Annotated in this window: 29 protein-coding genes and 1 pseudogene; 7 read left to right on the top strand and 23 right to left on the bottom strand. The window is 59.8% G+C overall.

Annotated elements, in window-relative coordinates; genetic code table 11:
* Nucleotides 1–55: 55 nt before the first annotated feature.
* Entirely contained in the window at nt 56–436 is a 381-nt protein-coding gene (locus tag FO488_RS05115) for a glutaredoxin domain-containing protein (RefSeq protein ID WP_149209561.1), read from the bottom strand.
* A 2-nt stretch (nt 437–438) separates the two neighbouring features.
* Nucleotides 439–807 (bottom strand): PDZ domain-containing protein, encoded by a 369-nt coding sequence (locus FO488_RS05110; RefSeq protein ID WP_149209560.1) that lies wholly within the window; start codon nt 805–807, stop codon nt 439–441.
* 116 nt (nt 808–923) lie between these two features.
* On the opposite strand from FO488_RS05110, the pseudogene asnS reads away from it, so the two are divergent.
* Nucleotides 924–2,284 (top strand): annotated as a pseudogene (asnS, locus tag FO488_RS05105) (asparagine--tRNA ligase).
* Nucleotides 2,285–2,328: 44 nt separating this feature from the next.
* Here asnS and FO488_RS05100 read toward each other — a convergent pair.
* The 7 genes from FO488_RS05100 to FO488_RS19640 form a co-directional block, all read right to left on the bottom strand.
* Complete coding sequence (locus tag FO488_RS05100) at nt 2,329–2,553, bottom strand: hypothetical protein (protein ID WP_149209559.1); 225 nt, start codon at nt 2,551–2,553, stop codon at nt 2,329–2,331.
* Entirely contained in the window at nt 2,543–2,896 is a 354-nt protein-coding gene (locus FO488_RS05095) for a hypothetical protein (RefSeq protein WP_149209558.1), read from the bottom strand. Before FO488_RS05095 ends, FO488_RS05100 begins: the two co-directional genes overlap by 11 nt.
* Nucleotides 2,893–3,129, bottom strand: a complete 237-nt coding sequence (locus tag FO488_RS05090; RefSeq protein ID WP_149209557.1) for an amino acid ABC transporter substrate-binding protein — start codon at nt 3,127–3,129, stop codon at nt 2,893–2,895. The genes FO488_RS05095 and FO488_RS05090 overlap by 4 nt, the downstream gene beginning before the upstream one ends.
* A gap of 46 nt (nt 3,130–3,175) precedes the next feature.
* Nucleotides 3,176–3,523, bottom strand: a complete 348-nt coding sequence (locus FO488_RS19350; protein WP_168205904.1) for a putative peptidoglycan-binding domain-containing protein — start codon at nt 3,521–3,523, stop codon at nt 3,176–3,178.
* An 11-nt stretch (nt 3,524–3,534) separates the two neighbouring features.
* Nucleotides 3,535–4,110, bottom strand: coding sequence for a portal protein (locus FO488_RS05080; protein ID WP_149209555.1), 576 nt, complete (start codon nt 4,108–4,110; stop codon nt 3,535–3,537).
* 71 nt (nt 4,111–4,181) lie between these two features.
* Nucleotides 4,182–4,373 carry a hypothetical protein gene (locus FO488_RS05075; RefSeq protein ID WP_149209554.1) on the bottom strand — a complete coding sequence of 64 codons (192 nt, stop codon included), beginning with the start codon at nt 4,371–4,373 and terminating at the stop codon, nt 4,182–4,184.
* Between the two features lie 122 nt (nt 4,374–4,495).
* Nucleotides 4,496–4,780 carry a hypothetical protein gene (locus FO488_RS19640; RefSeq protein WP_205743357.1) on the bottom strand — a complete coding sequence of 95 codons (285 nt, stop codon included), beginning with the start codon at nt 4,778–4,780 and terminating at the stop codon, nt 4,496–4,498.
* 76 nt (nt 4,781–4,856) lie between these two features.
* On the opposite strand from FO488_RS19640, the gene FO488_RS05065 reads away from it, so the two are divergent.
* Nucleotides 4,857–5,198, top strand: coding sequence for a helix-turn-helix domain-containing protein (locus FO488_RS05065; protein WP_149209552.1), 342 nt, complete (start codon nt 4,857–4,859; stop codon nt 5,196–5,198).
* Between the two features lie 265 nt (nt 5,199–5,463).
* Here the strand turns inward: FO488_RS05065 and FO488_RS05060 are convergent, their stop codons facing one another.
* The 5 genes from FO488_RS05060 to FO488_RS05040 form a co-directional block, all read right to left on the bottom strand.
* The gene (locus FO488_RS05060) at nt 5,464–6,264 is read right to left on the bottom strand and encodes an outer membrane protein (RefSeq protein ID WP_149209551.1); all 801 of its coding nucleotides are present in this window, start codon (nt 6,262–6,264) and stop codon (nt 5,464–5,466) included.
* 59 nt (nt 6,265–6,323) lie between these two features.
* The gene (locus FO488_RS05055) at nt 6,324–6,863 is read right to left on the bottom strand and encodes a hypothetical protein (RefSeq protein WP_149209550.1); all 540 of its coding nucleotides are present in this window, start codon (nt 6,861–6,863) and stop codon (nt 6,324–6,326) included.
* A gap of 57 nt (nt 6,864–6,920) precedes the next feature.
* The gene (locus FO488_RS05050; RefSeq protein WP_149209549.1) at nt 6,921–7,127 is read right to left on the bottom strand and encodes a hypothetical protein; all 207 of its coding nucleotides are present in this window, start codon (nt 7,125–7,127) and stop codon (nt 6,921–6,923) included.
* Between the two features lie 168 nt (nt 7,128–7,295).
* Nucleotides 7,296–7,910 (bottom strand): LysE family translocator, encoded by a 615-nt coding sequence (locus tag FO488_RS05045; RefSeq protein WP_149209548.1) that lies wholly within the window; start codon nt 7,908–7,910, stop codon nt 7,296–7,298.
* 275 nt (nt 7,911–8,185) lie between these two features.
* Nucleotides 8,186–9,034 (bottom strand): SDR family oxidoreductase, encoded by an 849-nt coding sequence (locus FO488_RS05040; RefSeq protein WP_149209547.1) that lies wholly within the window; start codon nt 9,032–9,034, stop codon nt 8,186–8,188.
* Between the two features lie 95 nt (nt 9,035–9,129).
* On the opposite strand from FO488_RS05040, the gene FO488_RS05035 reads away from it, so the two are divergent.
* Nucleotides 9,130–9,513: a helix-turn-helix domain-containing protein gene (locus tag FO488_RS05035; RefSeq protein ID WP_149209546.1), complete on the top strand. Its 384-nt coding sequence runs from the start codon at nt 9,130–9,132 to the stop codon at nt 9,511–9,513.
* A gap of 229 nt (nt 9,514–9,742) precedes the next feature.
* Nucleotides 9,743–9,988 (top strand): hypothetical protein, encoded by a 246-nt coding sequence (locus FO488_RS05030; RefSeq protein ID WP_149209545.1) that lies wholly within the window; start codon nt 9,743–9,745, stop codon nt 9,986–9,988.
* Nucleotides 9,989–10,091: 103 nt separating this feature from the next.
* Here FO488_RS05030 and FO488_RS05025 read toward each other — a convergent pair whose 3' ends face one another.
* From FO488_RS05025 to FO488_RS04985, 9 genes are all read right to left on the bottom strand, one after another.
* A complete protein-coding gene (locus FO488_RS05025; protein WP_149209544.1) occupies nt 10,092–11,627 on the bottom strand; it encodes a hypothetical protein in 1,536 nt (511 codons plus the stop codon).
* A complete protein-coding gene (locus tag FO488_RS05020; RefSeq protein WP_149209543.1) occupies nt 11,624–12,853 on the bottom strand; it encodes a tetratricopeptide repeat protein in 1,230 nt (409 codons plus the stop codon). The genes FO488_RS05025 and FO488_RS05020 overlap by 4 nt, the downstream gene beginning before the upstream one ends.
* Nucleotides 12,854–13,417: 564 nt before the next feature.
* Nucleotides 13,418–14,413, bottom strand: coding sequence for an alpha/beta fold hydrolase (locus tag FO488_RS05015; RefSeq protein ID WP_149209542.1), 996 nt, complete (start codon nt 14,411–14,413; stop codon nt 13,418–13,420).
* A 107-nt stretch (nt 14,414–14,520) separates the two neighbouring features.
* The gene (locus tag FO488_RS05010) at nt 14,521–15,381 is read right to left on the bottom strand and encodes an MBL fold metallo-hydrolase (protein ID WP_149209541.1); all 861 of its coding nucleotides are present in this window, start codon (nt 15,379–15,381) and stop codon (nt 14,521–14,523) included.
* A 32-nt stretch (nt 15,382–15,413) separates the two neighbouring features.
* Nucleotides 15,414–15,809, bottom strand: a complete 396-nt coding sequence (locus FO488_RS05005; protein WP_149209540.1) for a cupin domain-containing protein — start codon at nt 15,807–15,809, stop codon at nt 15,414–15,416.
* A 120-nt stretch (nt 15,810–15,929) separates the two neighbouring features.
* The gene (locus FO488_RS05000; protein ID WP_149209539.1) at nt 15,930–16,373 is read right to left on the bottom strand and encodes a MarR family winged helix-turn-helix transcriptional regulator; all 444 of its coding nucleotides are present in this window, start codon (nt 16,371–16,373) and stop codon (nt 15,930–15,932) included.
* A 183-nt stretch (nt 16,374–16,556) separates the two neighbouring features.
* Nucleotides 16,557–17,126, bottom strand: coding sequence for a flavin reductase family protein (locus FO488_RS04995; protein WP_149209538.1), 570 nt, complete (start codon nt 17,124–17,126; stop codon nt 16,557–16,559).
* 133 nt (nt 17,127–17,259) lie between these two features.
* A complete protein-coding gene (locus FO488_RS04990) occupies nt 17,260–20,607 on the bottom strand; it encodes an FG-GAP-like repeat-containing protein (RefSeq protein WP_168205902.1) in 3,348 nt (1,115 codons plus the stop codon).
* A 432-nt stretch (nt 20,608–21,039) separates the two neighbouring features.
* Nucleotides 21,040–21,330, bottom strand: coding sequence for a hypothetical protein (locus FO488_RS04985; protein WP_149209536.1), 291 nt, complete (start codon nt 21,328–21,330; stop codon nt 21,040–21,042).
* A 448-nt stretch (nt 21,331–21,778) separates the two neighbouring features.
* On the opposite strand from FO488_RS04985, the gene FO488_RS04980 reads away from it, so the two are divergent.
* The 3 genes from FO488_RS04980 to FO488_RS04975 all read left to right on the top strand — a co-directional run bounded on the left by FO488_RS04980 (nt 21,779) and on the right by FO488_RS04975 (nt 24,426).
* Entirely contained in the window at nt 21,779–22,477 is a 699-nt protein-coding gene (locus tag FO488_RS04980) for an XDD4 family exosortase-dependent surface protein (protein WP_205743356.1), read from the top strand.
* A gap of 58 nt (nt 22,478–22,535) precedes the next feature.
* Nucleotides 22,536–22,676 (top strand): hypothetical protein, encoded by a 141-nt coding sequence (locus FO488_RS19635; RefSeq protein WP_205743355.1) that lies wholly within the window; start codon nt 22,536–22,538, stop codon nt 22,674–22,676.
* Between the two features lie 475 nt (nt 22,677–23,151).
* Nucleotides 23,152–24,426 (top strand): HDOD domain-containing protein, encoded by a 1,275-nt coding sequence (locus tag FO488_RS04975; protein ID WP_149209535.1) that lies wholly within the window; start codon nt 23,152–23,154, stop codon nt 24,424–24,426.
* The last annotated feature ends 204 nt before the right edge of the window (nt 24,427–24,630 follow it).

Below are 24,630 nucleotides of genomic sequence, written 5' to 3'. Positions count from 1 at the left end.
CCTTACAGATGAAAGTCCATCCCGGACGAAATCATTCTCCCCCCTGCTCTACTGCTTACTTCTTCGCCTGCGCCTTTTTCAGATTTTCCTGGAACGACTCGGGAGTAAAACCGTGCATGACGATCTCGTTCTGTCCCGCGCCGAACACAATCACCGGAATCCCCTTGCTCTTGTACTTGCCGGTCAACAGCTTCATGGCCTGGTCGTCCTGCTCCACGTCGCGGTTGGTGTAGGGGATGTTGCTCTTGGCGAAGTACTCCTTGGCCGCACGGCAATGGGGACACCAGGAGGTGGAATAGAGCACGATTTGCGGGTATTTCCGGGCTGCTTCCGCCTTGGCGGGGTTGAGCCTGCTCTGGGGGGCCTGTCCGGCGGCCACGGCCCCGGACGCCACCAGCAGCGTCAGCATGACGGCGGCCAAAATCTTTTTGATCATGATCATTTCTCCTTGGGTGCGGTTATCACTAATTGTTGCCGATGCAGGGCAAAGGTCAGCGGTTTTTCCACGCCTTCCCGCCTGACCTTCAAAACGACCGGAGTCCCGGCGACCCCCCGCAGCCGTTTCTGAACCATCTGCCGAAAATCGCTGCCCCGGGTCGGCTTGCCGTCGATGTGGGTAATGACGTCACCCACCTTGATCCCGGCCACATGGGCCGGCCCGCCGGTCACAAGCTGACGCACCGTGATCTGCCCGTCGGGCGCAGCCACGCCGTCGATGCCGACGCCGCCGAAGTTCTTCTCGCCGTTGGCCCCCAACGCAGGCAACGCCATCATGGCCACAAATAACACAACCAGCACGGTTTTCATGGTGCTAATGTAACACAGGGCTGACAGGGAGGTCAAACGAACAAGGGCCTTGAACCCGTGCCCGATTGCACGTATCATCGGGCACGACTCTATCCATGACGCGGGGAACGACAGCTATGAAAACTCGGATACGGACACTTCTGGCGGGCGGCGCAAGCGGCCGGGAATGCGTGGTTGCGGGATGGGTGCGCTCGGTGCGCGCCTCCAGGGAGGTGGCCTTCGTCACCCTGAACGACGGCTCGGACATGGCCGGGCTCCAGGTGGTGGCCGGGAAGGATCTGGCGAACTTCGACGCGGTGTGCCGCCTCGGCACCGGCGCGGCCCTGCGGGTGCACGGCACCCTGGTGGAATCGCCGGCGGCCGGGCAGCAGTGGGAACTGCACGCCACCAGTGTGGAGATCGTCGGCGAGGCCGACGACGCCTATCCGTTGCAGAAGAAACGCCACACCTTCGAATACCTGCGCACCATCGCTCACCTGCGGCCCAGGACCAACACCCTGGGGGCCGTGTTCCGCCTCCGTTCGCGCCTGGCCCAGGCCGTGCATCGATTCTTCGCCGAGCGGGATTTTCTCTACGCCCACACCCCGATCATCACGGCCAGCGACTGCGAGGGGGCCGGCGAACTGTTCCGGGTGACCACCCTGGATGCGGGGGCGCCGCCGGATTTCGACCAGGACTTCTTCGGCCAGCGGACCGGCCTGACCGTCAGCGGCCAACTGGAGGGGGAACTCCTGGCCCTGGCCTTTTCCGACATCTATACCTTCGGCCCCACCTTCCGTGCAGAAAACTCCAACACGCCGCGCCATGCCGCGGAGTTCTGGATGATCGAACCGGAGATGGCCTTTGCCGACCTGGCCGACGACGCCGAACTGGCCGAGGAGTTCATCCGCTACCTGTGCCGCTTCAGCCTGGAAGAGTGTGCCGACGACATGGCGTTTTTTGACAAGCATATCGAAAAGGGCTTGTTGGAACGTATCCGGCAGGTGGCCGAGGCAGACTTCGTGCGCATGGACTATGGCGACGCCATCGAACGACTCCAGCGGTCGGGCACGGCCTTTACCTATCCGGTGGAGTGGGGCCTGGACCTGCAGACCGAACACGAACGCTATCTGAGCGAGCAGGTGGTGGGGGGCCGGTGTTCATCCTGAACTACCCAAAGGATATCAAGGCTTTCTACATGCGCCAGAACAGCGACGGCCGCACCGTGGCCGCCATGGACCTCCTGGTGCCCAAGGTGGGGGAGATTATCGGCGGCAGCCAGCGCGAAGAGCGGCTGGACCGACTGACGGCGCGCATGACCGAGATGGGCATCTCCCAGGAGCCGCTCTGGTGGTATCTGGACAGCCGCCGCTGGGGGAGTTGCCCCCACGCCGGTTTTGGCCTGGGCTTCGAGCGGCTGGTGATGTACCTCACCGGCATGGACAACATCCGGGACGTCATCCCTTTCCCACGCACGCCGCGCCACGCCGAGTTCTGACAGCGGAGCCGCATTCCTGAAAACGGTGGCGTGGAGAAACGCCGTTACCGGTTTTCCCCGAGCCTCTGCGCCTTCTCCCCTGACGCCGGCACCGCGGTAGCGTTGTAACGCTCGATGGTGGCATTGCACTTGTCCAGCGCCCCGCGGTAGAGCTCCAGGTTCGTCAAAACCGCCATGCGCCCCTTGTCCGACAGGCAGTATTCCGCTCCCGGTTCCGAGGGGTCGAGGGTTTCCGCCTCGACCATGAGCGGGTGAGGTTCAATGGGCAACGTGGGCCGGATACAGGGTGGGCAGGTCTGACAACCGGCCGCCAGGAACAAGCACGCCGTGACGAACAGGTTTCGGCTGGGCGCGAAGAGAACTGATGCGATGCTGCGTGGCTGCCTCAATGGCCTGTCTCCCATGCTGTATATCCTCCTGTAGCGTTATGGCGGCCTGTCCGGCTGCAACCTGTTCCTGGAGCGTCTTGTTCTCAATCCGGAGCCGGTCCCGCTGAGCAGGCACCTGAAAACCGAACCACCAGATCAGTCCCGCCAGCGCGCCAATCCCTGCGGCACCGGCCATGATCCTGCGGTTGTCCCACAGCAAGGCGGCTATCGTCGCAACCGTCATGACGCGCCTCCTGCCGTCGGCTCGGTCTTTTCCTTCAGCTTTATGGCCGCGCCGGCACCGGCCAGCAGGGTGCCGAATCCGGTCCCGAATTCCACCGGTGTCCACGGCTGTCCCTTGTAAACCGCGTACCCGGCCAAGAGAAGAAACATAATAACCCCTGCCGCCAGGTATACCCGGGCAGCGTCAAATGTCTGTCCATCGATTCCGGTCAAACAGTCCTTGATGATTTTCATACCACACGTCTCCGTTACGCCGCACGGCGTTGCGTTGTTGTGCGCGTCATGAGCGCGCCTTGATCATCTCCTTGAGCCCGGCGACCTCGGTGTAGGTCAACCCGTCCTTGGCGGCCTGCATGACCGTGCCGATCTTCTCCTGCGATACTCCGTCGCGCCGGAGCCAGGACGGGAGGAACTGCACCTGCGTCGGGTCGGCGGCGGCCCGGTCCAGCCGATAGAAGGCGGCAACGGCCTCGGCCGCCCGCAGGAGCACGGCAGGATCAGCGGCGTTGATGGCGGCGATGGTGGCCGACCCCACCTTGCCGTCAGCCGCCACCCCCGCCGCCTCCTGCAGCCACCTGGCGCCCCGTGCCCCACCGTTGACCACATGGTCATAGAGCCAGGCGGCCACGGCTTGGTCCGTTATTTCCCCGCACCGGTACTTGTCCCAGAAATTCGCCTTGTCATGGGAAACTCGCGGTACAGGGTGTCGCAGCGGAGCCGGTCGTTCAGGGCGATCATGAACGAGCCCACCGGGAAGGGATAGCAGCGGATCACGGTCTCGTCGTCCTCCACGATCATCAGGGCCGCCGTGCCGTGCCCCGCCGCCGCGCCGTAGATCTGGGGCATGACGTTGTAGAAGTTGGAGCGGGAGAACACCACCCGCATGCGGTTCTCCACGTCGAAGAGCCACTGCCTGACCGCGCCGGAGGCCATCAGCGCCACGTTGTCGGTGGTGAGGCGGAACCAGGGGCGGGCCTGGGAGGTCATGCCGGCATGCATGCCGGACTTGAGGGTGCGCAGGGCCGTGGTGGCGCAGGAATTGATGATCTTGTCGTTGGCCTTGACCCCTTTGCTGCGGTCGATGACCAGATAGCGCCCCGTGCGGGGGGAGAGGAAATCAGTGAGCTCCCGCCAATGGGGGATAAAGGAACTCCGCTCCTGTTTCAGCTCTCCCAGCCGCCTGGTGACCTGCTCGCGTACCGATTCTTCTGCCATTGCAATGCGCTCCTGTCGTCGCGACGGTGCTTGTTTGATGTAATGCCAATTGACCCCGGATCAGCCTGGGATCACTGTCCCAACAGTGTCTTGCTGATCGTGGGGGCCTGGGTGGTCACCCCCTGGGCTCCGGTCAGGATCGTGTTGCTGGCCGCCATTCTCCGGCGCAGCCGTTCGCTGTCCCTGGCCGCCACCACCCCGGCATCCTGTTCTTCCGGCGCCGGGGTTACCACCGGCGCGCTGGGCACTCCTCCTCCGCACATATTCGGCCTCCCGTGACGTGTTGTGATCGTAGGGCCATAAAAACAGAAAACCGGGATTGCGTCCATGCCGCAACCCCGGGGTCTTTCCCCAAAAGTGCTGGGGGGTGGGTGAGAGTCGATTTTTAGTAGTGGTGCGGAGAGATCAGTGAAGAATGCAGAATTGAAGGGATTTTGGTGCCCACCTGGAATATTCGAACCTTGACGTTATACAGTTTTTTAGTATAGTACTCATGCCGTGGACCGTCACATACAGCAAGAAGGCAGAGAAACAATACCATAACCTGCCGCCCAGCGTTCAAGACCGGCTTGACCTCCTTGCCGCGGAGATTGAGCACTTCGGCCCGATACGCGGTAATTGGAAGAACTATTCCAAGTTGGAAGGCAGGAAACGGCAGCATCACTGTCATATCAAGACAGGGAAACCTACCTACGTTGCCGTATGGGAAGAAGCTGACGACACGATAAAACTGATTGAGGTGATATATGCAGGCACTCACGAAAAAGCCCCGTACTGAAAATCTGGTTCCATTGCACCTCATGGTGCATCCGGCGAACGTTGCTTCCATCACAAAATATGCGGAGGCCCTGGAAAATTCTGAATCTATTCCGTGGCGCGAGGTGGCAGGACGACGCGGCAGCATTCCGGCTTCAATTCTGCGAGGCGCCAGGAGTAAAGCTGAGATGACTCAGACTAGGTTGTCGGAACTGACGGGGATTCCCCAACGGCATATTTCCGAGATGGAACAAGGCAAACGTCCTATTGGCAGGGAGACGGCTAAAAAGTTGGCAACCGCGCTGGATGTGGATTACAGAGTGTTGCTATAAAAAGAGGGATAATACGCCGAAACGAGAACTCGTTATAGCGCTCGCCCGGCAGAAGATGGTAATTGGTAAAAATAGGCTATTGGGTCAAATCCCCAAATTTAAATATTGAAGATTGGAGTCCCACACCCTTCGTTCCTTTTAGCTGATTGCTGCTGTGGAAAGTTATGGGGTCGTGTCTACATTCTACATGAAATGTGGAATGTAGACACGACCCCAACTATATTCCCTCTATGTTCAATCCACTTAGTCAATCCCTAGAAAGCAATCAGAACCTGTAACGTATCGCCATCTGGCCGATATGGGTCGCGAATTCCTGTTTTCCGTCCGATAAGGTGTTAACGGCAACATCATCGGTTGCAAAATAACGGTACCCCGCATCCAGGCTTATTCTAGGGGTCACGGCATAGGCGATCCCGCAGCCAAGCTGATACGCCAGCACCCTGTCCGACGTGCCGGCATTGAGATTCGACACAGTACTCACATCCACGAAATAGACATTGTCTCGTTTCGTATCGATAAAAGCGACGCCGAGGCCTCCGCCGAGATAAGGTGTCACGCCGTGGGGCAGCTTCACATCGTAGAAGAGATTGGCCAGAACCGACACGGACGTGATATCGCTCAGATAATGCACGCTATCGCCGCCCACTTTGAGAGCATTCGTGTCCGCATGCCGATAGGCCACCTCAAGCTCGGTTCGGAGATTGACGTCAAAGGCATAGCCCACTGCACCACTGACCGAATAGCCGGTATCGTAGGAGAGTTGATAGTTCCCCAACGAGTTATTTACCTCGGAGTCAGGGACCACAAATACGCCGGCACCGACGCTGACGTACGGCCCGGCATCGGAGGCAAAGGCTGCGGTGGCAAACATGGCGGCAACAACGGCGGCAAACATTACGGACAGCAACTTCATGCGGATCATCTCCTTTTCCTGAAAAGTCCTGAATTTAAGGGCTCCACTCTCACCAAAACCGGCAAAAAGCACCCATGCGCCAGCCCTCCCCTTCCATACCCCCAAACAATTCCAACGTAAAATCAGAGTGTTAATAAAATCAAAGGAAGTCATAGGGGGTTATGTCCCCAAATCTCAAATTTGAATTTTGGAGAGCTGCCCCTTCAGGGTTTCTATTTCTTTTCAGCCTCCTCTGCTGCCTGGGCTATGATCGCATCAGCCACCCCTTCAGCAAAAACTGGCTCAATGTCGGTGATCTTTGTCAATGCGCCATACATGCCGCCCCATGCAAAAGTTTTCGTAAGGAAAAATTCTGCTGCTGAAGCTTCATCGGGCGGGAGGCTCAATACGAAACTCCCATCAATATGTATCTGCCCCAACCCCGCCAGCATAAAGCGGGCAAACTCACTTCCGGGTTCATAACGGGTAATCCTGGAATTAAGAACAAAGATGCGTTTTACATCGCTTTTGCATTGCACCGCTTTTTTCTTGTTCTGAATTGCCTGTTGCAAGCGGCTTTCCAAACGCTGGCGAGAAGGATCGTCAATGGAAACATCTTCTGCCGTAGTCAACTTGATAATGGCCTCGTCAGTGGCACACAGACGCATGGCATCGGCAATCGGCTTCTTGAATTCTGCGGAAGGCACCGAACTGGCGCAACCGGCCGCTACAGATGAAACGACGATGACAAGCAAGCACAAAATGTTTCTCACAATCAGCCTCCATGGTAGTTTATTAGACAAGAACATCACTTATGGTTTTGCAAATATCTATTTGTTCAATCCTTTATCAATCAAATCGTTCAACTTTTTAGCTCTGGCAGCCTCTTCAATTTTATTTTGTTCTTCAAACTTTTGTACCGATTCAGCAATTAGTTTATCTTCCATTTTTTTGTTAATCCGACTTGGGTCCATATGATTCTCATGAAGTTCACCATCATCTTTGCCAACCTCGAAGCTTCCCCTATCGGTTTCCATCAGTATTCCGCAACTGCAAATACTGCAACACACGACAAATACGCCAAAAAACCTGAACAGATTCCCCATAGTTTCTCTCCGTGCAGTCAAGGAAACCCACATAAGAGCGGCTCCTTAAAATCTCAACGCCAGAATCCGGAAACACAACTCCCGCCCCCGCAAACGCCTCTACTTTTCGGAAAACGCCAAATGCGCCCCCAACCCGGCAAAGGCGGCGGCAAAACTCCGGCGCAACCATGCCTGGACCGGTTCGGAGGTGATGACCGTGGTGCGAAAGGCATTGGCCAAAAGCCCATAGACGACGAACACCACAAAGGTCATGGCCATGAAGACGCCGCTTAACAGCAGAAGCTGCGGGAGAGAACCCGCGGCACCCGGCGTCACGAACTGCGGCAAAAACGCCAGGAAAAAGATGGTCAGCTTGGGATTGAGGATGTTGAGCATGAACGCCTTGACCACCAGGGACAGCGCCGTGCTCCGGGGCGAAACGCTATCCAGGGCAAAGACGGAGGTGTCGCGCCAGGTGCCGTAGGCGATGTACAGCAGGTACGCCACCCCAGCGTATTTCAGGGTCTGGAACGCCAGCGCGCCGGTGTGCATGACGGCGGCAAGGCCGAGGATGGTTGCCGCAAGATGGGGAATAATCCCGGCGGTACAGCCGAGCGCCGCATAAAAGCTGGCTTTGCGCCCCTGGGTAATGCCGGTGGACACCGTAAAGATAACCCCGGTGCCGGGGACCAGAACGACAATGAGCGAGGTGACGAGGAATTCAGCGCTGATCATGCGGTATCTCCGGAACAATGACGGCGCTTTTCGCGTCACAGTTCATGAGAACCGGCGCACACACCTTCCCGCCCTTTCTACACCCCCAAACATCGTATTTCAATGCAATTTCAAAGTGTTAAAAAAATTACCACAAAACCGCCGATCCCCTAGCCCCTTGATTTCACATTAAAAAAGGCACCCGGGACAGACCCGGGTGCCGCAGATTGTGTCATTTTGATGCAAAAAAAGTGGCACGGCACGATGGCGCAATTTGTCCGCGCCCCGTTTCCCTGCTACAGCGCCGCCCCAACCGTCGTGGCCAGGGGCGTGGTGGCCCGGCCGATCAGCCGGCCCAACTGGCCGCCGTCGTCGAACAGCGCCCCTGTGGCGGCCCCGCTGTCCGAATTGGCCAACAGCTCGGCAATCGGCTCCGGTAGCCCCGCTTTCAGCAGCGCTCCCTTGTAGTCGGCCTCCGCCAGGTTCACGTAACCGATGTTTTTACCGCTCTGGCGTGAGATCTCCGCGGCAAGTTCCGTCAGGGTATAGGCGGTGTCGCCGGCCAGCTCGTACACCCGGCCCGCCTGGCCGTCCGCGGTCAGTACGGCCGCCGCCGCTGCCGCATAGTCGGCCCGCGCGGCGGAGGAGATGCGGCCGTCGCCCGCGCAGCCGTACACCGCGCCAAGCGAGAGGGCGGCAGGCACGCCCGCCGTGTAGTTCTCGGTATACCAGCCGTTGCGCAACAGGGCAAAGGGAATCCCGGAGGCGGCGAGCATGGCCTCGGTCTCCCTATGTTCGGCGGCCAGCCCCAGCACCGAGGTATCGGCATGGAGCAGGCTGGTGTAGGCGATGAATTTCACCCCTGCCCGCTTGGCGGCGTCGATGACCGTACGGTGCTGGGACGCGCGCTGTCCCACCTCGCTGGACGAGATCAAAAGCAGCTTGTCCGCGCCCTTCAACGCCCCGTCCCACGCAGCGGGCTGGCTGTAGTCCGCCTGGCGCACCTGCACGCCCAGGGCGGCAATGTCCCTGGCCTTGTCCACGTTGCGCACGGCGGCGACGATCTCCCCTGCGGGTACCTTCTTCAACAGCGCTGCGATGACCAGACGGCCCAATTGGCCGGTAGCTCCGGTGACGACGATCATGATGAAACTCCTTTCAACGGTGATTGATGTCTTGTATGGCTTCACCATATCATGTACAATTACTTTTAGTAAGTACGCACAAAAAGGTAAGTGTAATGACACAAACAAAACCTTCAAAACTGGCGGAACTGCTGCGGCGGGGAGAGATCTTTGCCGTGGAATGCCCCTCGCGGGAGATCCTCAAGCACGTCACCAGCCGCTGGGGGGTGCTGGTGCTGGTGGCCCTGATGGCGGGCACGCACCGTTTCAGCGACCTGCGGCGCAAGGTGGGCGGGGTGAGCGAGAAGATGCTGGCCCAGACGCTGCAATGCCTGGAAAAAGACGGCTTCGTCCGCCGGGTGTCCCTGCCGGTGGTGCCGCCCCATGTGGAGTATTCCCTGACCCCCATGGGAGAGGAGATCGGCCGCAAGGTGGAGGCGCTGGCGGACTGGATCGAGATCAACCTGCCGCAGATCATGGAGGCGCAGCGGGGGGCGTAACGGCCCGATCTCCGGAATGCCGCATGCCCCCGCATGAGCCTCCCCGAGGGTCGCACCTTAAATGGGGTATGCCCGGGATGATTTAGGGTTGCGGAGCGCCGGACGCAAACCGGGCACAACATTTAATCCTTTAAATACTGGCATGTTACGTCTGCAATCATTGTTGGCACTGATAATGCTTTTTAGACGGGCAAGAAGCACGTTAAAATCCATCTGGAGGCATTATCTCATGAAAAAAGTTCTCTCCACCATCGTAGCCGCTATCGTTGCCCTGTCCTTCTCCGCCGTTGTTTTCGCCGCCGACGCCGCTGCTCCGGCTGCCGACGCCGCTGCTCCCGCCGTCGAGAAGAAAGAAGTGAAGAAACCGGCTAAGAAAGCCAAAAAAGCCAAGAAAGCCGCCAAAAAAGCCGCTAAGAAAGACGCTGCTGCTCCGGCTGCCGACGCCGCTGCTCCGGCTGCCCCGGCTGCGAAGTAATTCTTCCTCCAAAGGAAGTAAAAAGGCCGCATCGAAAGGTGTGGCCTTTTTTATTGCCCCATTGCCGGGCTTCGGCGTTGTACGGCCGGTTGGTGTCCAGCCCCTAGCGGCAGGCTTTCAGGGCGATCCGCGTATCGTCGATGCGCCTCTGAAGGGCTTTGGCGCTCTCCATCACGTTGCCGTTGATGTCGTTGGCCTTGGCGAGCCGGTAGAAACTCGCGGCCCACTCCGTGCCGTTATAGAGCTGTTTCAGGGAGATTTCCGCCAGGCCGATGACCGGAAGCTGCTTTTTGACCCACGAGCCGAAGACCCGGTTGGCCGCCGCGATCTTGCTGATGTCCAGCAGCGCGTTCAGTTCGGGGCTTTCCGTCTGGAAGTACTTCCCCACCTTCGGGTCCTCCAGGATCTCCCGCACCTCCTGGTTGGATGAGGTAAGCTGCGCCAGAAGCGCCGACATGCCGTCCTTGACGAAGGTCTGCCAATCGTTCACCTGCCCCGCCACTTCCGCCGCCTTCCCCGCCGACGAGAGGAACTGCAGCCGGCGGATCTTCGCCTCCAGCGCCAGGATGTCCACCCATTCCGCCGCCATGCGGGAGGCGTTCCGGGTGTAGATCTCCTGCAGGCGTTCCGCCGCTTTCCCCCGGTTGGCGAGGGCCTCCAGCAGGTTGCCGGTGAAATACTCGATGCCGTCCTTCGCCGCGTTCACCAGGGCACCCCGATTGGTGGCCGCCCATTCGTCCACCTGATTCTGGGCCAGCAGGATCGTCGTGTGGAATTTGTTGCGCTGCTCCAGAAAGGAGCCCAGCTTGCGCGAGAGGGCGGCGCAGTCGGGCGGCTCGATGATCGGCTCCCCTTCCCCCTTCGCCTTTTTCCCTTTCTTATCCTCCTTGTCCTGCCGGGGGACCGGCTCCGCCCCGTCCTCCTTCAGGTTGCCGGCGGTGTATGCCACGGCGTTGCGCAGGTCCACCACCCGCGGGTCGTTCTCCGGGTCCGCCAGGAGCCGCAGGTCGGTTTCCGGCATGGTCTCGCCGAAGAAGGGTGTACCCCGGCCGACGGCCACGGCGCTCACCGGCGGCGCGCCCCCCACCGCGGTGTCGAACGGCTGCCGGGCTGCGGCGGCCATGGTCTCCGCCCCCCCGTCCAGCGTCTTGAAGTCCAGGCCGCTGTCGGCGTCCTTGAACCCCAGGGCGGAGGCACCCTCCAGCCCCTTGTACGCCCCCAGCGCCCGGTCCCGCTCCGCCTGGAACTCCGCTTCCTCCGCCCGCCGCCGCTCTTCCGCCTTGCGGGCCGCCTGGACGGAGCTGTCGTGCTGTTCCATGAGCGACCGGAAAGCCGGGGAGTTGCCCTTCCGCGAGGTGCCCATATTGGCGATGAGCCCCTGGAAGATGCCGCCGACGATCATGGATTTCATCTGCGCCTCTTGTGAGACCGAGGGTGGGCGGAGCTGCTTCGCGGCGGGTTTGCCGCCGCAGTCCAGTTGTTCGTTGGAACAGGTGCACTTGTACCCCTGATGGGCAAGAGCCCGCACCGACGCATCGCAGTCCAGCTTGAAACGACTGACCTCAGGGATGCCGTAGCCCCATGCGGAGCCGGCGGCCAGGGCCAGGGCCGCCGTGCAGACCGCCGTGCGGCGTATCATACGTTCGGTATCCGCTGGATGGTGATGATGATGGGGGTCTTCTCCTTTTCGCGCAGGATGTCGAGGCGGACCGGGGTGCCCGGCTGGCCGTAGAGCCGCAACATCGCTTCGCCGGCGTTGAGGCTCTTCACCGGCACCCCGTCGATGGCCAGGATTTCATCCTCGTTCCTCAGTCCCGCCTCGTAGGCCTCGGTCTCCTCGTCGAGCCGCACGCCAAGGTGCCCCTGCCACCCCTGCTGGATGGAGGAAAAACCGCCGGCCCACCAGGAATACAGCCCCATGAGGGTGACGCCGGGACCCAGCGCGGCGGGCCCCAGCGGACCGTAGAGCACCTCTTCGACCCCCTTCTTGCCGGTGACCGCCACCCCGGTGCAGTAGTCGGCCCCCAGGATCGCCAGCTGGGTTGACGCGCTGAAGGTGGTGACCTCGTAGCGCAGGGTCATCTTCCTTTCACGGTCGTTGACCTCGCCGGCGACCTCGGCGGTGTCCGGGGGAATCTGGCACTCGTTGGCCGGGACCGGCCCGCGGCTCCACGTCCCGGCGAGCCGGTTGCCCCGCGCGGTCAGGCGGTGCTCGGCGTGGGCGCGGTCATAAATCGGCACGCTCCCGACCAGGGTATAGGTGGACAGGACCTCCTCCTCGGTCACCCGCCGCTGGTCGGTCTTGAGGACGATGCCGCCCCCTTCCGTGACCAGGCTGTACCAGGCGCCGGTGGCGGTGATCCAGGAGCCGGCCCGCCCCTTCTCCCGGGCGACCTGTTCCTGGCGGAATTCGAGCTTCACGATCTCGTCGCGCACCTTCTGGGCGTCTTCCGCCCCGGGCGCCACTACAAGGTACTGCCGGTAGCTGGCGATGGCGTCGTCATACCGTCCCAACTGCGTCTGCACCTTGCCGAGATTGAACCAGGCGCTGCCGAGCCGCGGGGAGATGTCGGCGGCGGCCAGGAACTCCTCCTCGGCCATGGCCAGCTCTTCGGGCGACTTGGCCATCTCGATGGCTGCCATCCCCCGCAGCATGTGCTTCCGGGCGTCTTCGGGCGTCCCGGTCATCCTGGCCCGCGGCGGCGCGGCGGGTTTTGTCGCCGCTGCCGTTGCCGCGGCGGCGGCTTTCGCCCGCTCCGCTTTGCGCTCCGCAAGCGTCTTCTTCGGGGGAGCCGTGGCGCATCCCGCCACCGCAAGGGTCAGTGCCAGTGTCAGTACCAGCGTTGCCGGCCGTCCAATTCGCATGGTGATCCTCCTGTCGTACAAGGTCTGGGGCCGCCCCGCAGAGGAGCGCCGCAATTTGTCGGGCCCGGGAAACCTCCCGGCGCCCCCGTATCGAGGTCTGCATAATCACAATATGGCCGGGCTTTTTGTCGGGAACAGGAGAATGGCGAGCCCTTTGGCCGCTCCAAAGGCACGCCTGGATTATCGAGGAGGAGGAAACTGCGCGAGATGGGTTCAGGGGCCCGGTCTTCCACGGCCAGGAGGTGCCTTTGGAGACTTTACCCCCAAATCGGTCCGTATTCAAGCCGCGATTACCCGCCAGGCGGCCCCAGCCGAAAAAGGCGGCCGGTTGGCCGCCTGGCGGGTCGGCGTCGTTTGCATATCCAAACGGCGCCGGTCACTGCCGAGAAAAATTCCCATTGTTTTTTTGCAATCCCAGAACCGTCACCGCCATTACCGGATGGGGCGCTCCCGCCGCTTACAGCCAGCTCGGCTTTGCTTCACAGGGCACCCCGTCATTTGGGGTGAACTGCACGAGGCTTAAAACCATTTGCTTTTGATGGCTTGATAGACTCGATTATATAGTTACTGTTCCAGAAATGACCCAAGGTCTGTTGCGAACTTCACTGGATTTTTGAATACCAGAAAGTGGTCCCCCTGCTCAGCCTTGGAATAGACGAAAAGTATGGCCCCAGGGATCACTGACTGCATCCATCTCTGGCTGGGCACATTATTGCTGTATTCGCCGGTAAAGATAGCGGTCGGCACATTGATTTTCTGGCGGATTACATCACGCCAGTCATTCATAACATGATCGAACAGCACCAGTGACAGATAGTGTGGATCGTTTTGGATGAATGTTCCGGCAAAGCCAATGGAATTCTGGTAATAGGGTGAATCCATGACCGTGAAGCGCTCCATCACCTTCATATCCACAATCAGGCTGTTTGCCGGCGTACCTTTGGTAAAAGCCGCTATCATCCGTTCCGGCGACGTGGTCATCCCGCCGGCATCGAGGCGCTCACGTTCGGGCCAGTCCGCATGGGAATAGATCGAAACCGGCTCGTCGATACCGACAAACTTGCGTATCCCATTTGTGCCGAACAGGTCCATATAGCTCCACATGATTGACGCCCCCATGGACCAGCCGCAATAGTCTGCTGTAGCAAGCCCGAGATGGGTAGCCAACTCCTTCACGTCCATGGCGTAGCGGGCAATGCGGTTGCCGTACTCAACCCGCTGCGACAGCCCCTGATTACGCAGATCAAGCACATAAACATGGTACTGTTTGCTGAGCAGATAGATCACATTGATGTATTCGGCCCCGTTGGAGGACCAACCGGGTATGAAGATCAGCGGCCGTCCCCGTCCCGCCTCCCAGTAAGCGAGCTTGACGCCATCGCTGGTTTTGAAGGTATTGATCTGCAGATCTTTAAAGTCAGACAGCTTGGCCGGCAGGCCTGCTATACGGTTCGGGAACAGGTAATCCTTCCCCAGGACAGATATGGCAGATGCGGCAAGGGTGACGTTTGCTGATAAAAGCAGAATCGCCGCCAAAATTGTAGAAAACAGAGTGTGCATAATATCTCCTGCATATTTACTGGCACAGAATCGGCATTTCAAAACAAAGCGCCTCTTCCAGGAAAAAGAAGAGGCGCTGTCTCGAACCACTGGTACAGTTTGTAGAGTTACCGGTAAAGACTTTGGGCAGTCATATTAAGATAATGTCCCCCTTGCAGATCGGGAAAGCTGGCTTTCATGGCGGCAACAAACTCTTCGCTCGTCTTGGCGCAAGAAATAATGCCTTTCATTTTTTCCAGATATGCAATCTTCCGGGTGATGTCTTTTCCCGTCTCAGGCTTGTGATGCGAAGAAAGTACTATCTTGTACCCATTTTTATCGGCTCTGTTAAGGTTGTCGATCAAATCAACGAGTTGCTCCCTGCTGGTGACCAGGGAGTGGGAATCGGCCCCGAGCATGTGCAAAAACAGTACGTTGCTTTCTGGGATTGCCAAATCAATGGTTGGCAGTGGGCCGTTGTGGTAAACGACCTCAAAACCAATGCCTGCGATTGCAACCTTTTTGTCCGTAAGAATCTGGGTTGGTGCGGCCAGTTTGGTATTCAGGTCGTCACCACCAAAAGACCTAAAGCTTTCAAGCTGGCTTTTGATACTCTTGTTCAACTCTCCTGCCGTTGCCTGGCTGGCATAAATAGGAACTCCTTCAAACTTCTCGACAGCGCCATTATGTGCTGAAACAATAATACCTTTCAGTGGTTTCTTTAATGTGGCCAAATATGCTTTCAGTTCCCCTGACTTGCTATGGAAAGGAGGCGGTTCCAGCAAAATCAAAGCATTTTCGGTTTCAAAAACGATACTTACATCTCCCAAAGCGTCCTGTGTTGCATAGGAGTGAATCTGCAGATTTTTGGTTTTGATCGTTTCAAATCTGGCCGCATCAAAGCCAGCTGCATTTGCCTGCGCCGCCAATGACAACAGGCAAAATGCTGAACCGGCTATAAGTGAAGAGAGGTGGGGCATAAATTTCATAACAGTTACCTTTACCTTTCCCGATAAATTCATTACAGCCAGCTCGGCTTTGCTTCACAGGGTACCCCGTCATTTTGGGTGAACTGCACGAGGCTCTTTGCCTCGGCCTGGATGCAGATGAACCTGAGGGATGACTGGGCGTCGGCCTTGATGCAGCGCTCACCGGCGGGATCGATGCGCAGCACGTCCCCGGCCTCCACGCCGAACTCGTCGCCATCGATGTAAAAACTCCCCTTGCCGTACACGATGACATAGACCTCTTCGTTGCGCTTGTGCGCATGGACGAAGGGCACGCTTACGCCCGCCGGCAGCTCGTTGACGGATACTTCCGACCCGGTGAGGGCGAGTTGCTCATGCAGGGTCACGCGCCCCAATTCCTGGATATTACCCGTCGAAGACACCTTGTAGTTTTTACCGATTTTTTCCATTTCGCTTCTCCTAGTGTGATGTTGTGAGCCGATGGCTCTTTATGGCCCGCCCCCGGTTGCAGAACAACCGGGAGCCCTTTACCCGATAAAGTTCGGGCCAGAACTAATTTGAGAAAAAAATTATCGTTTCAGATTCTTGTCGATTGCCGATAACAGCTCCATGACATGCCGGCGGTCATCCGTCCCCATATCGCCATACACCTGCTGTTCCAGAACAACGGAAATCGCCTCGAAATCCCGCCGGATCGCCCTGCCCTTTTCCGTGAGGCCGATAAGCGTGGAACGCGCGTCCTCGCTGCACTCCCGTTTGTACAGGTACCCATGCTTCTCCAGGGTATTGACCATCCCCGTGACCGTGGACTTGACGCGGCCGGACTGCCGGACCAGGTCCTTGATGGGCACCGGACCCTGCTGGCGGAACAGGAACGCGAACACCAGGCCGTGGGCCGGCACGATCCCCGTCAGGCCGCGCGCCTGCAGCTCCCGCTCGATCAGCCCATTGGCCGCCTCGCGGATTCGGGCGATCAGGTCGATAATATCGCGTGGGGTATCCCTGTGCTCCATGGGATGAATATAGTTCGGCCACGAACCATTGTCAAGAAAAAATACCGGCCACCCAGCACCGGCCGCTGGCAGGATTGGAGAGCAGAGGAGCGTGTCGGGAGGGGCGGAGGCCGGAAATCTCTCGAAAAACACGAAAGGCGGCCGATTGGCCGCCTTGTGGGGTACGCACTCTGTCCTTCCCGCTTACAAAAACTTCTTCCCGATTGAGAACGCCTTGCCCAAGAGCGGCCCGACGGCGTGATACCCCTTGTGGGCGGTATCGTAGACCAGGGGCTGCATCCTGAGGATGTCGGGGAGGCCGTCACCCCCCAGGGCGTCCCGGTCCGCCTTCACGTCCACGATCTCGCCGATGAACTGGGTATGTATCCCCAACTCCAGGGTGTGCACCAGCCGACACTCCAGCACCAGGGGGAACTCCTCCGCATAGGGGGCGTCCACCAGGTCGCTCCCCACCACCGTCAGTCCGGCGACGGCGAACTTGTCCGCGTTGCGCCCCGAGGCGATGCCGGCGTAGTCGGCTTCCGCCATATAGGCGCCGTTGGCGACCCCCACGGTAAAGGCCTTGCGCGCCACGATGCTGTCGTAGGAGTGCCGTGCCCTGCGCAGGGATACGGCGACGCAGGGGGGCTCGGAACAGCAGATGCCCCCCCAGGCGGCGGTCATGAGGTTCGGTGTGCCGGCGGCGTCATAGGTGCCCACCATGAGCACCGGCGTGGGAAAAAGCAGGGTCTTTGCGCCAAGTGATTGTTTCATGAGATCTCCATTGTCATGGCGCCCCAGGGGCGCCGGTATGCCCAAAAGCCTACCATAGGGGCGAAGATGGCCGCAAGCCCTTTGCGGGCCGATGGCAGCCGCCCCCTGAGGGGGACTGCCCCGGCACGCCCCGCTACTCGAACTGGTACAGCACCGTATCGGAACCGATGAAGATGTCCTTGCTGCCGTTGCCGTTGACATCCTTGACGCTCATGTTGTTGTTTTTCCCCAGGTTATAGCCCAGGGACGAACTGCGCCATTTGAGCCCCCCCTGGGCATCCAGGATGGACAGCACCCCGTTGCTCGCCATGAGCCAGGACAGGCTGCCGTCGCCCTTCAGGTCCGCGATGCGCAGGGCATCGACCGAAGTCGTGCCGTAGGTGGGAACGCTCTTTTTGATGGCGAAGGTGACGCCGTCGTAGACGTCGATATAACCGTCGTTACGGCCGACCAGGACTTCCAGGTAGCCGTCCCCGTCCACGTCCGCCACCTCGACAGCCCGGGCCGCGGTGGCAATAAGCTGCTTCTGGACGTGGGTCACCCCGTCGTAGACGATCAGGCGGTTGTCGGCCATGGTGAGGATGATGTCCGGGTGGCCGTCCTTGTCCAGGTCGGCGATCTTTATGCTGTAGGCAAAACCTCCCCCCAGATCGACGCTGCGCCATTTTTCCTGCATCGTGGCACCGTCGAAAACAATCAGGTACTTTCCCGTTGCTTCGGAAGTGGCAATCCCCATGCCGGCGACGATTTCCGTCTTGCCGTCGTTGTCCACATCCCCAATGGCGACGGCCGGGAAGAAGTTGCCCTTGTATTGCGCACTTTGGTGCTTCAGGGCACCGGTAGCGCCAGAGTAGACGCTGACAAGACCGCCGTACAGATATGAGGTGCTAACAACAAGCTCGGTATGACCATCTCCATCCACATCACCGATGCTCACCGCGCGGCTGTACCCCATCCAGTCCTGCGGTTCAAGGGATTTTCGGTATTTCAGGGCATGGGTTGCGGCGTTGAAGACATGGATGACCCCGCTCTCATAGCCGCTGTTGCTGGAAGCAGTGACCATGACGATCTCGTCCGAGCCGTCGTCGTCCACATCGCCCGCGGCCAGGGCGCTCAGGCCGTAGACATCCTGGTTCTGCCACTTGACCGTGCCGGTCAGCGGATCGGCAATATAGAGATAATCAGGCCCGCTCGACGTGCCGCCGGCACACCACAGCAGCTCCTTTTTGCCGTCCAGGTCCACATCCCCCAGAGCGATGCCGGAAACGCCGTGTTCGGGATTGGCGACGGCCCACCGTTCAGCATGGGTGCGGGCATCCACGGCATGGACCTTGCCCCACTGGCCGTCGCCGTAGACGATTTCGGGGATGCAGTCACCGTCGGCATCGGCGACCGTGACGGCGCCGATATCCAGGCTGGTGGCGATCTCCCAGGTCGGCGTCTGGAGGTCGGCGTCGAAGATGGTGATCTTGTACCAGGACGAGGCACCGACGATCTCCTGCATGCCGTCGCCGTCCAGGTCCGCCAGCCGGACCTTGCTGCCGAAGCTGTTGGCGTAGGACCACTTGACCGCGCCGGTCTGGCCGTCCAGCACGTACCCCTTGCCGCCGTAGGTGGTGGTGACGATCTCCGGGGCCGCGGCGGCATCCACGTTGCCAACGGCGATGGAGGTGCCGCCGCCCGAGGCGACGCTCCACTTCGCCGCGCCGGTCTGGGAGTCATACACGGAAACCTTGAGGCCGTCGCTGGCGACGATCTCCCTGATCCCGTCGCCATCCAGGTCGGCCACGGCAATGTCGCTCAGCGAGGTCATGATGTGCAGGGTGCGGAGCTCTTTCAGGGTCGGCCCGTCGTAGATGCTGACGGTGCCGTCCGCCAGAGCGACGACCACATCGTCCTTGCCGTCGCCGTTCATGTCCGCCAACAGGATACGGACGATGGTAACCCCGTACAGGGGGCTGCGCCATACCTGGTCATAGCCGCCGCTCGCGTTTTTCCGGACCACATACCACGCGGAGCCGGCGCCGGCAAAGGAACTGGCGATGACCTCCGGCGTCCCGTCGCCGTCCAGGTCGGTGGTGTACAGCCCGGCTTGGCCGATGTACGTACCGTAGATGCCGTATTGCCACTGCTGGGTGATAAAGGCCGGGTTGCTGGCCGTGGGAGGCGTCACGGTGACGGTCACCGTATCCGCCTGGCTGGTGGAGTTGCCGTCGTACACCGTCAGACGCAGGACATAGGTGCCTTGGGTAGTGGCGACGAAGGAGGGGGCGGCGGTGGCGGCGCCGGTCAGGGCCGGATAGGCGGGGCCGCTGACCAGGGTCCAGGTATAGGTAAGCGGGTCGCCGTCTGCGTCGCTGCTGGCGCTGCCGTCCAGATGGACCGTGGCGTACTGGCTGACGGTCTGGTCGGGGCCGGCATTGGCCACGGGCGCCGTATTCACCGGCGGGGTGACGTTGGATGTCCGCTCCACCTGCCAGTCGGTGGCGCCGTCGCCGTCGGTGTCCGCCAGGACCTGCAGGGTCGTTGCCTGGAAATCAAGCCTGGCCCACCGGTTGTTGGTCCCGCTGAAGGCGAGGGACCCCTGGGAGGGCCACTGGCTGCCGTAGACGGCAACGAGCGGCGTCCGGGTGGTCAGGTCCACATATCCCTGCTCGTGGTCATAGTAGCGCCCGGTCATGGTCTGGGTGAGGCTGCTCGTCCCATAGACGGTGGCCACTTCATAATTGTTGAACCAGTAGGTCCCGTCGTTGGCCTGGTTCAGCAGGACCATGTTCATGGACAGGGTTTCGGTGGCTGCGCTCAGGTTGAATCCCCACGACAGGGTACCGGTCAGGGTGTAGGCGTAGCTGGCGGAACGGAATACGAGGGAGCGGAACGAAAGCGTGAGGCGGGTGAACCGCTGCCGGCTTGCGTCCAGGGTGCCGAGAATGTCGGTGGTGCCGTCGATGACGATCCCGTTGGCGGTGAACCCCTGGTAGTCGATGGTCCCGGAGAGGGTGCCGTCGGTATCGTTGACATCCAGGGCATAGCTGGCCGTGCCGCCGTTGTCCCCCGCTATCTGGTACGAGACGGCCCGGGCGACGCTCTTCTTGGCCGTGGCGGTGGCGGGCGTCGATGTGCGGAGCAGGGCGGTCTTTTGGGGAATGTCCATCCGCCGGACCGATTGCTTGAGCGCCTGGGCAAAGGTGAAAGCGGGGGGGCGCGCCGCGGCTTGGGCGGTGCTGCCGCCGGTCGTCTTGGCGACGCTGCCGACGACGGCGGCGATGCGCGTGCCGCCGAAACCGCTCAGGGCCAGATCCTCGGCGTTCGTCCCGGTCACCACGGCCATGGCGGCGGTCCCGGTGTACGAGGACGCAGGGTCCACCAGTTGCCCGGATTTGGCGCTCCCTCCCCCGCCGCCGCTGCATCCGGCCAGGAACGCCGTCACGCAGCACACCATGAAGAAAACCGCCATCCGGATACCTGCCGCTCGTGCCATGCCCGCCTCCTGCCCAAGAAAAGAATATGATGTGGTACCGCCCGGCGTCATGCTTACCTGCCGGAGAACGGCCGTGCAGGGTCACGAGGCAAAACGGGCCGACAGGCGGCATTATCGCGCCGATCCTCCCCGCCGGGGTCGCCCCCCCTCTGCCCGCTTCAAACACCGCCGGCCCAATTGTGCAATAATTGCGACACCCCCTTCTACACCCCGCAAAAACGGATTTCAATTAAAAACCAATGTGTTAATTTTATTAACATTTTCCGGCAAATATTGCTATTTAACCGTTTTCACATTAAAAAAGGGCATCCGAACCATACCCGGATGCCCTTCATTGTGTCATTTTGATACAAAAAATGTTTGCCGGCAGCGCACGAGCCACGGCCCGGTGCCACTCCGCAGGCCGCCCGGCGCCGGGCGTTCTCCTAACGCCTAACGCCTGACGCCGCCGCGGGAGCCGCCGCCGCGAACCATACCGCCGCCACGGAAACCGCCGTCACCGCCGCGCACGGAGCCCCTCCCGTAAAAGACGTCCCGGCCGTAGTAGCCGTGCCCGCCGTGGCCGCCGGTGACGAACACGAAGTCAGGCCCCCAATAGGCGTAGGGATACGGGCCGTAGTAGCTGTAATAATAGGGATGGTAATAGGCGTCGTCGTACACCGGAACGGCAACGCAGCCCGCCGTCAGGAGCGTGATGGCGATCAGAAGCAGTAGCCTTTTCATGGGGCACCTCCTTCGCTGCCGGTTGCTTCCCCTCTATCTCATAAGACGTCTGCTCCGGCCATCTTGTTACAAACAATCCGCAGGCAGCCGCTGCCGTTTCCCCTGCCCGGCCAACCGGACCGCCGGGTATCGGCACCTGGAAAAGGTGTTCAGCTGGGCGGAAAAATGAATAGGATCGCATTAAAATTGAATTATAAAATGAGCCGTCAAACATTAAAAAAGGACTTTTTGTAAATAAATCCGACAAGCACGCCGGCGGCGGCGGAGCGGGTCAAATTCATAACATATCGTACTTATTACGATTTAACCACCAAGGCCCGACTGCCTTGCCGGTACATTCTTTACACAGCACCGGGCCTGACGTACAACCCCTTGTCATCATATTGTTTTATTTTTGGCATACACCTTGATATACATTAAGCACAGCTTAACAAGGAGGTGAAACACCATGAAAAAAATAGCAATTGGCATGATGCTCATCTTGGGCATGGCAACGAGCGGGTGGGCCACAACGTACAGCGAATATACGTATTCCGACGCCTCCGGGCGTTCGGCAGTCGCAGACTTCGCTCTGGACGGGACAACCCTGACATTGCTGCTCACGAACAATTCGACCTCGGCAGTCCCTAATCCGACATTCATCCTGACCGCGCTGCTGTTCAATACCAGCAGTTCGTTGACGGCACTGTCTGCGGTATTGCCGAGCGGCAGCACCGTCATCACCAGCGCCGGAACCCTGTACCCCGCCGGCACGAACGTCGGCAGTCAATGGGCGTACAACAGCCACGGGGTTTCAAGTGCCGGTCTTGGCGTCTTCGGCCCTGGCGATGTAATTGGCGGTCCTGATCTTACCTCCTCGGGCGGCAATCCGCCGGACGGCCTCCCCTACGGCATCGTAGGTACCGGTACCATCAACTTCGGCAATGGCGATCTGGGCAATGCGCAGTTGATTCAGAATTCGGTGCTGTTCACCTTCACAACCGACGGTTCGTTCACCCTGGCAGACATCTCGGATGTTTTGTTCCAGTATGGCACGACTCTGGGAGGATATCCCCCCTCGACAGTGCCGGAACCGGGTACGCTGCTGCTCCTGGGCGGCGGGTTGCTCAGCCTGGCATTCTTCAGAAGGAGCCGCATGAACCGGTAAGCGGTTGCGGCAGGCAGAGTGCGCGCGGAAGCGGCGCGGCACCCCCACGGGCCCGGTTTTGAATGGTGACGGCACCATTCAGGACCGGGCCCTTTTCTTTGCCCCGGCCAAGGAACGGCGCCGGGCCGGAAACGTCCCTCCCCACCCGGCTGCGCGCCGCATCTCCCCCGCCACTTCCGGTACCGGTCCCGGCGAATGAAGGCCGCGGGAACGGAATTTTTTCGGGTATCTCCATCCTTTCAAAGCGCTCCGGCAAAGAGACCATTGGAGCATAATACCTTGTAATTATTATAGTATATTGACAAGGTGCAACTTATGTCGCATGTGGTAATAAAATTAACATTTTCCCGCTGGCCCTATCAGCCCGAAATCTAAACATTTTTTCATGCCCCGGACAAAACGACACACGCCCATTTTAATGTAACCTACTGATTTTTTTGATTGATTTTTGCACTGAGGAAGCGTAAACACAGGTGTCCGCACATGTTTATAAAACTCTAATCACCCCGGGCGCTTCCGGCGGCAACTTGGCCCGGAGGCGTCCCAGCCCGTTACCGGCGGCAGGCCCCGGACCATTTCGGCCCGCTTTTACCGGAAGCGTGCACCGAGAACAACGCGATGTCCGACGGCATCTGTTCCGCCGGCACGCGCAAACCACCAAGGCATAGTCGATCATGAGAAACGTTACAGGACAGTTGGGGCTCATGTCCGTACCCGATCTGGTTCAGTGGATAGAGAACAGCAGGCGTTCGGGGACGCTCATGCTTTCCCGGCAGGCAAGCTGCAAAAAGTTCTTTTTTCAGGACGGCGAGATGATTTTCGTCTGGTCCGACAAGGAGGGGGAGCGTTTCTGGCGCTACATCGAGAGCGAGACCCGGCTGAGCGCCGGCGACCTCAGGGAAAAGTTCGGCGATTCGGAAAAGCTGGGCATCCCGCTTTTGAGCTACATCCTGAAAGAGCAGCTTATCGACAGGGAGCGGCTGGAATTCGTCCTCACGGTAATCCTCAGGACAGCGCTCACCGATGCCCTGAAATGGGAGACGGGCACATTCGAGTTCGTGGACTTTCTCCCGGCCGACGTCCTGAACGGCCCGATCAAGATAAGCAGTTCCAGCGTATTGATGAACTCGGTGCTACAATACGATGAAACGGCCCAGGCCGGCAGTGTGGATACCGATCATGTCATCGACGAAATTACGCAGCGGATTTGCAATGGCACGACCCTGATCCCGCCGATCCCCGACATCATGCGGAAGATCCTGGAAAAGATCAACGGCGAGAACGGCACCGTTGCCGAAGTCGTCGAGAACATCACCGACCAACTGCTCATCGCCAAGATCCTGAAACTCTGCAATTCCCCCTATTTCAGCCGGGGGGCCAAGGTAAACACCCTCTATCGGGCGATTACGTACCTTGGCTTCAAGTCGCTGTTGAGCATCGTTACGGTCCACTCGTTGAGCAGCTTCTGCCCGCACAACGCCGACGAAATCCGCAAGGTACTGCGCCACAGCCTCATGTGCGGCATGATCGCCCGGGAGTTGGCGGAGGACATCGGCGAAAACCGCGAAACGGCCTTTCTGTGCGGCATGCTGCATGACATCGGTAAAACCGTCCTCATCGATTTCATCGGCACCTACAGCGTCACGCCGGAAGCCAGGGCGGCGCTGATCAGGGAAAACCACACCGAGATCGGATTCCTGCTGGCAAAGGAGTGGGGTTTTTCCGATGACATCCAGGATGTCATACGGTGGCACCACGCCCCGGAAAAGGCGCGGGACAATGGGCAACTGGTCAGCCTCGTCCACCTTGCCGACATGATCGCCCACTCGGGCAAGGGCGTGGACGAGAGGCTTCCGGCATTTTCCGCTTTGGGCCTGGCGCCCGATACCGTCGTGTCCATCGTTGACAATATGGACCTTCTCGCCCAGGACGTAGCCGCCATCCTGTGACGCGCACCGTTCAAGCAAAGGCGGCCCCAGTGTCCGGCGCCCGGCGCATCGCCTCCTCGTGCGGGCTGCGCCCTCACACCGGCAACTCCTTTTTTCCAACAGTTATTTTCCCTCACTAGACCGGCCCCGCGAGCGGGCTGTGCGGCGTTCGTCCCCTCCCCCTTCGTACAATTGACGAGGTATTCCCCATGGCCGCCGGCGGCG

This window comes from Geobacter sp. FeAm09 (assembly GCF_008330225.1).
Classification (GTDB): domain Bacteria; phylum Desulfobacterota; class Desulfuromonadia; order Geobacterales; family Pseudopelobacteraceae; genus Oryzomonas.
This window is presented reverse-complemented; position numbering and strand designations above follow the sequence as displayed.

Excerpts from the sequence above, each read along its gene's own strand:
- FO488_RS05115 (WP_149209561.1), bottom strand. The coding sequence starts at position 436 with ATGATCAAAAAGATTTTGGCCGCCGTCATGCTGACGCTGCTGGTGGCG.
- FO488_RS05110 (WP_149209560.1), bottom strand. The coding sequence starts at position 807 with ATGAAAACCGTGCTGGTTGTGTTATTTGTGGCCATGATGGCGTTGCCT.
- FO488_RS05095 (WP_149209558.1), bottom strand. The coding sequence starts at position 2,896 with ATGACGGTTGCGACGATAGCCGCCTTGCTGTGGGACAACCGCAGGATC.
- FO488_RS05090 (WP_149209557.1), bottom strand. The coding sequence starts at position 3,129 with ATGAAAATCATCAAGGACTGTTTGACCGGAATCGATGGACAGACATTT.
- FO488_RS05080 (WP_149209555.1), bottom strand. The coding sequence starts at position 4,110 with ATGGCAGAAGAATCGGTACGCGAGCAGGTCACCAGGCGGCTGGGAGAG.
- FO488_RS05075 (WP_149209554.1), bottom strand. The coding sequence starts at position 4,373 with ATGTGCGGAGGAGGAGTGCCCAGCGCGCCGGTGGTAACCCCGGCGCCG.
- FO488_RS19640 (WP_205743357.1), bottom strand. The coding sequence starts at position 4,780 with ATGACAGTGATGCTGCCGTTTCCTGCCTTCCAACTTGGAATAGTTCTT.
- FO488_RS05065 (WP_149209552.1), top strand. The coding sequence starts at position 4,857 with ATGCAGGCACTCACGAAAAAGCCCCGTACTGAAAATCTGGTTCCATTG.
- FO488_RS05060 (WP_149209551.1), bottom strand. The coding sequence starts at position 6,264 with ATGACTTCCTTTGATTTTATTAACACTCTGATTTTACGTTGGAATTGT.
- FO488_RS05050 (WP_149209549.1), bottom strand. The coding sequence starts at position 7,127 with ATGGAAACCGATAGGGGAAGCTTCGAGGTTGGCAAAGATGATGGTGAA.
- FO488_RS05045 (WP_149209548.1), bottom strand. The coding sequence starts at position 7,910 with ATGATCAGCGCTGAATTCCTCGTCACCTCGCTCATTGTCGTTCTGGTC.
- FO488_RS05040 (WP_149209547.1), bottom strand. The coding sequence starts at position 9,034 with ATGATCGTCGTCACCGGAGCTACCGGCCAATTGGGCCGTCTGGTCATC.
- FO488_RS05035 (WP_149209546.1), top strand. The coding sequence starts at position 9,130 with ATGACACAAACAAAACCTTCAAAACTGGCGGAACTGCTGCGGCGGGGA.
- FO488_RS05030 (WP_149209545.1), top strand. The coding sequence starts at position 9,743 with ATGAAAAAAGTTCTCTCCACCATCGTAGCCGCTATCGTTGCCCTGTCC.
- FO488_RS05025 (WP_149209544.1), bottom strand. The coding sequence starts at position 11,627 with ATGATACGCCGCACGGCGGTCTGCACGGCGGCCCTGGCCCTGGCCGCC.
- FO488_RS05020 (WP_149209543.1), bottom strand. The coding sequence starts at position 12,853 with ATGCGAATTGGACGGCCGGCAACGCTGGTACTGACACTGGCACTGACC.
- FO488_RS05015 (WP_149209542.1), bottom strand. The coding sequence starts at position 14,413 with ATGCACACTCTGTTTTCTACAATTTTGGCGGCGATTCTGCTTTTATCA.
- FO488_RS05010 (WP_149209541.1), bottom strand. The coding sequence starts at position 15,381 with ATGAAATTTATGCCCCACCTCTCTTCACTTATAGCCGGTTCAGCATTT.
- FO488_RS05005 (WP_149209540.1), bottom strand. The coding sequence starts at position 15,809 with ATGGAAAAAATCGGTAAAAACTACAAGGTGTCTTCGACGGGTAATATC.
- FO488_RS05000 (WP_149209539.1), bottom strand. The coding sequence starts at position 16,373 with ATGGAGCACAGGGATACCCCACGCGATATTATCGACCTGATCGCCCGA.
- FO488_RS04995 (WP_149209538.1), bottom strand. The coding sequence starts at position 17,126 with ATGAAACAATCACTTGGCGCAAAGACCCTGCTTTTTCCCACGCCGGTG.
- FO488_RS04990 (WP_168205902.1), bottom strand. The coding sequence starts at position 20,607 with ATGGCACGAGCGGCAGGTATCCGGATGGCGGTTTTCTTCATGGTGTGC.
- FO488_RS04985 (WP_149209536.1), bottom strand. The coding sequence starts at position 21,330 with ATGAAAAGGCTACTGCTTCTGATCGCCATCACGCTCCTGACGGCGGGC.
- FO488_RS04980 (WP_205743356.1), top strand. The coding sequence starts at position 21,779 with ATGAAAAAAATAGCAATTGGCATGATGCTCATCTTGGGCATGGCAACG.
- FO488_RS04975 (WP_149209535.1), top strand. The coding sequence starts at position 23,152 with ATGAGAAACGTTACAGGACAGTTGGGGCTCATGTCCGTACCCGATCTG.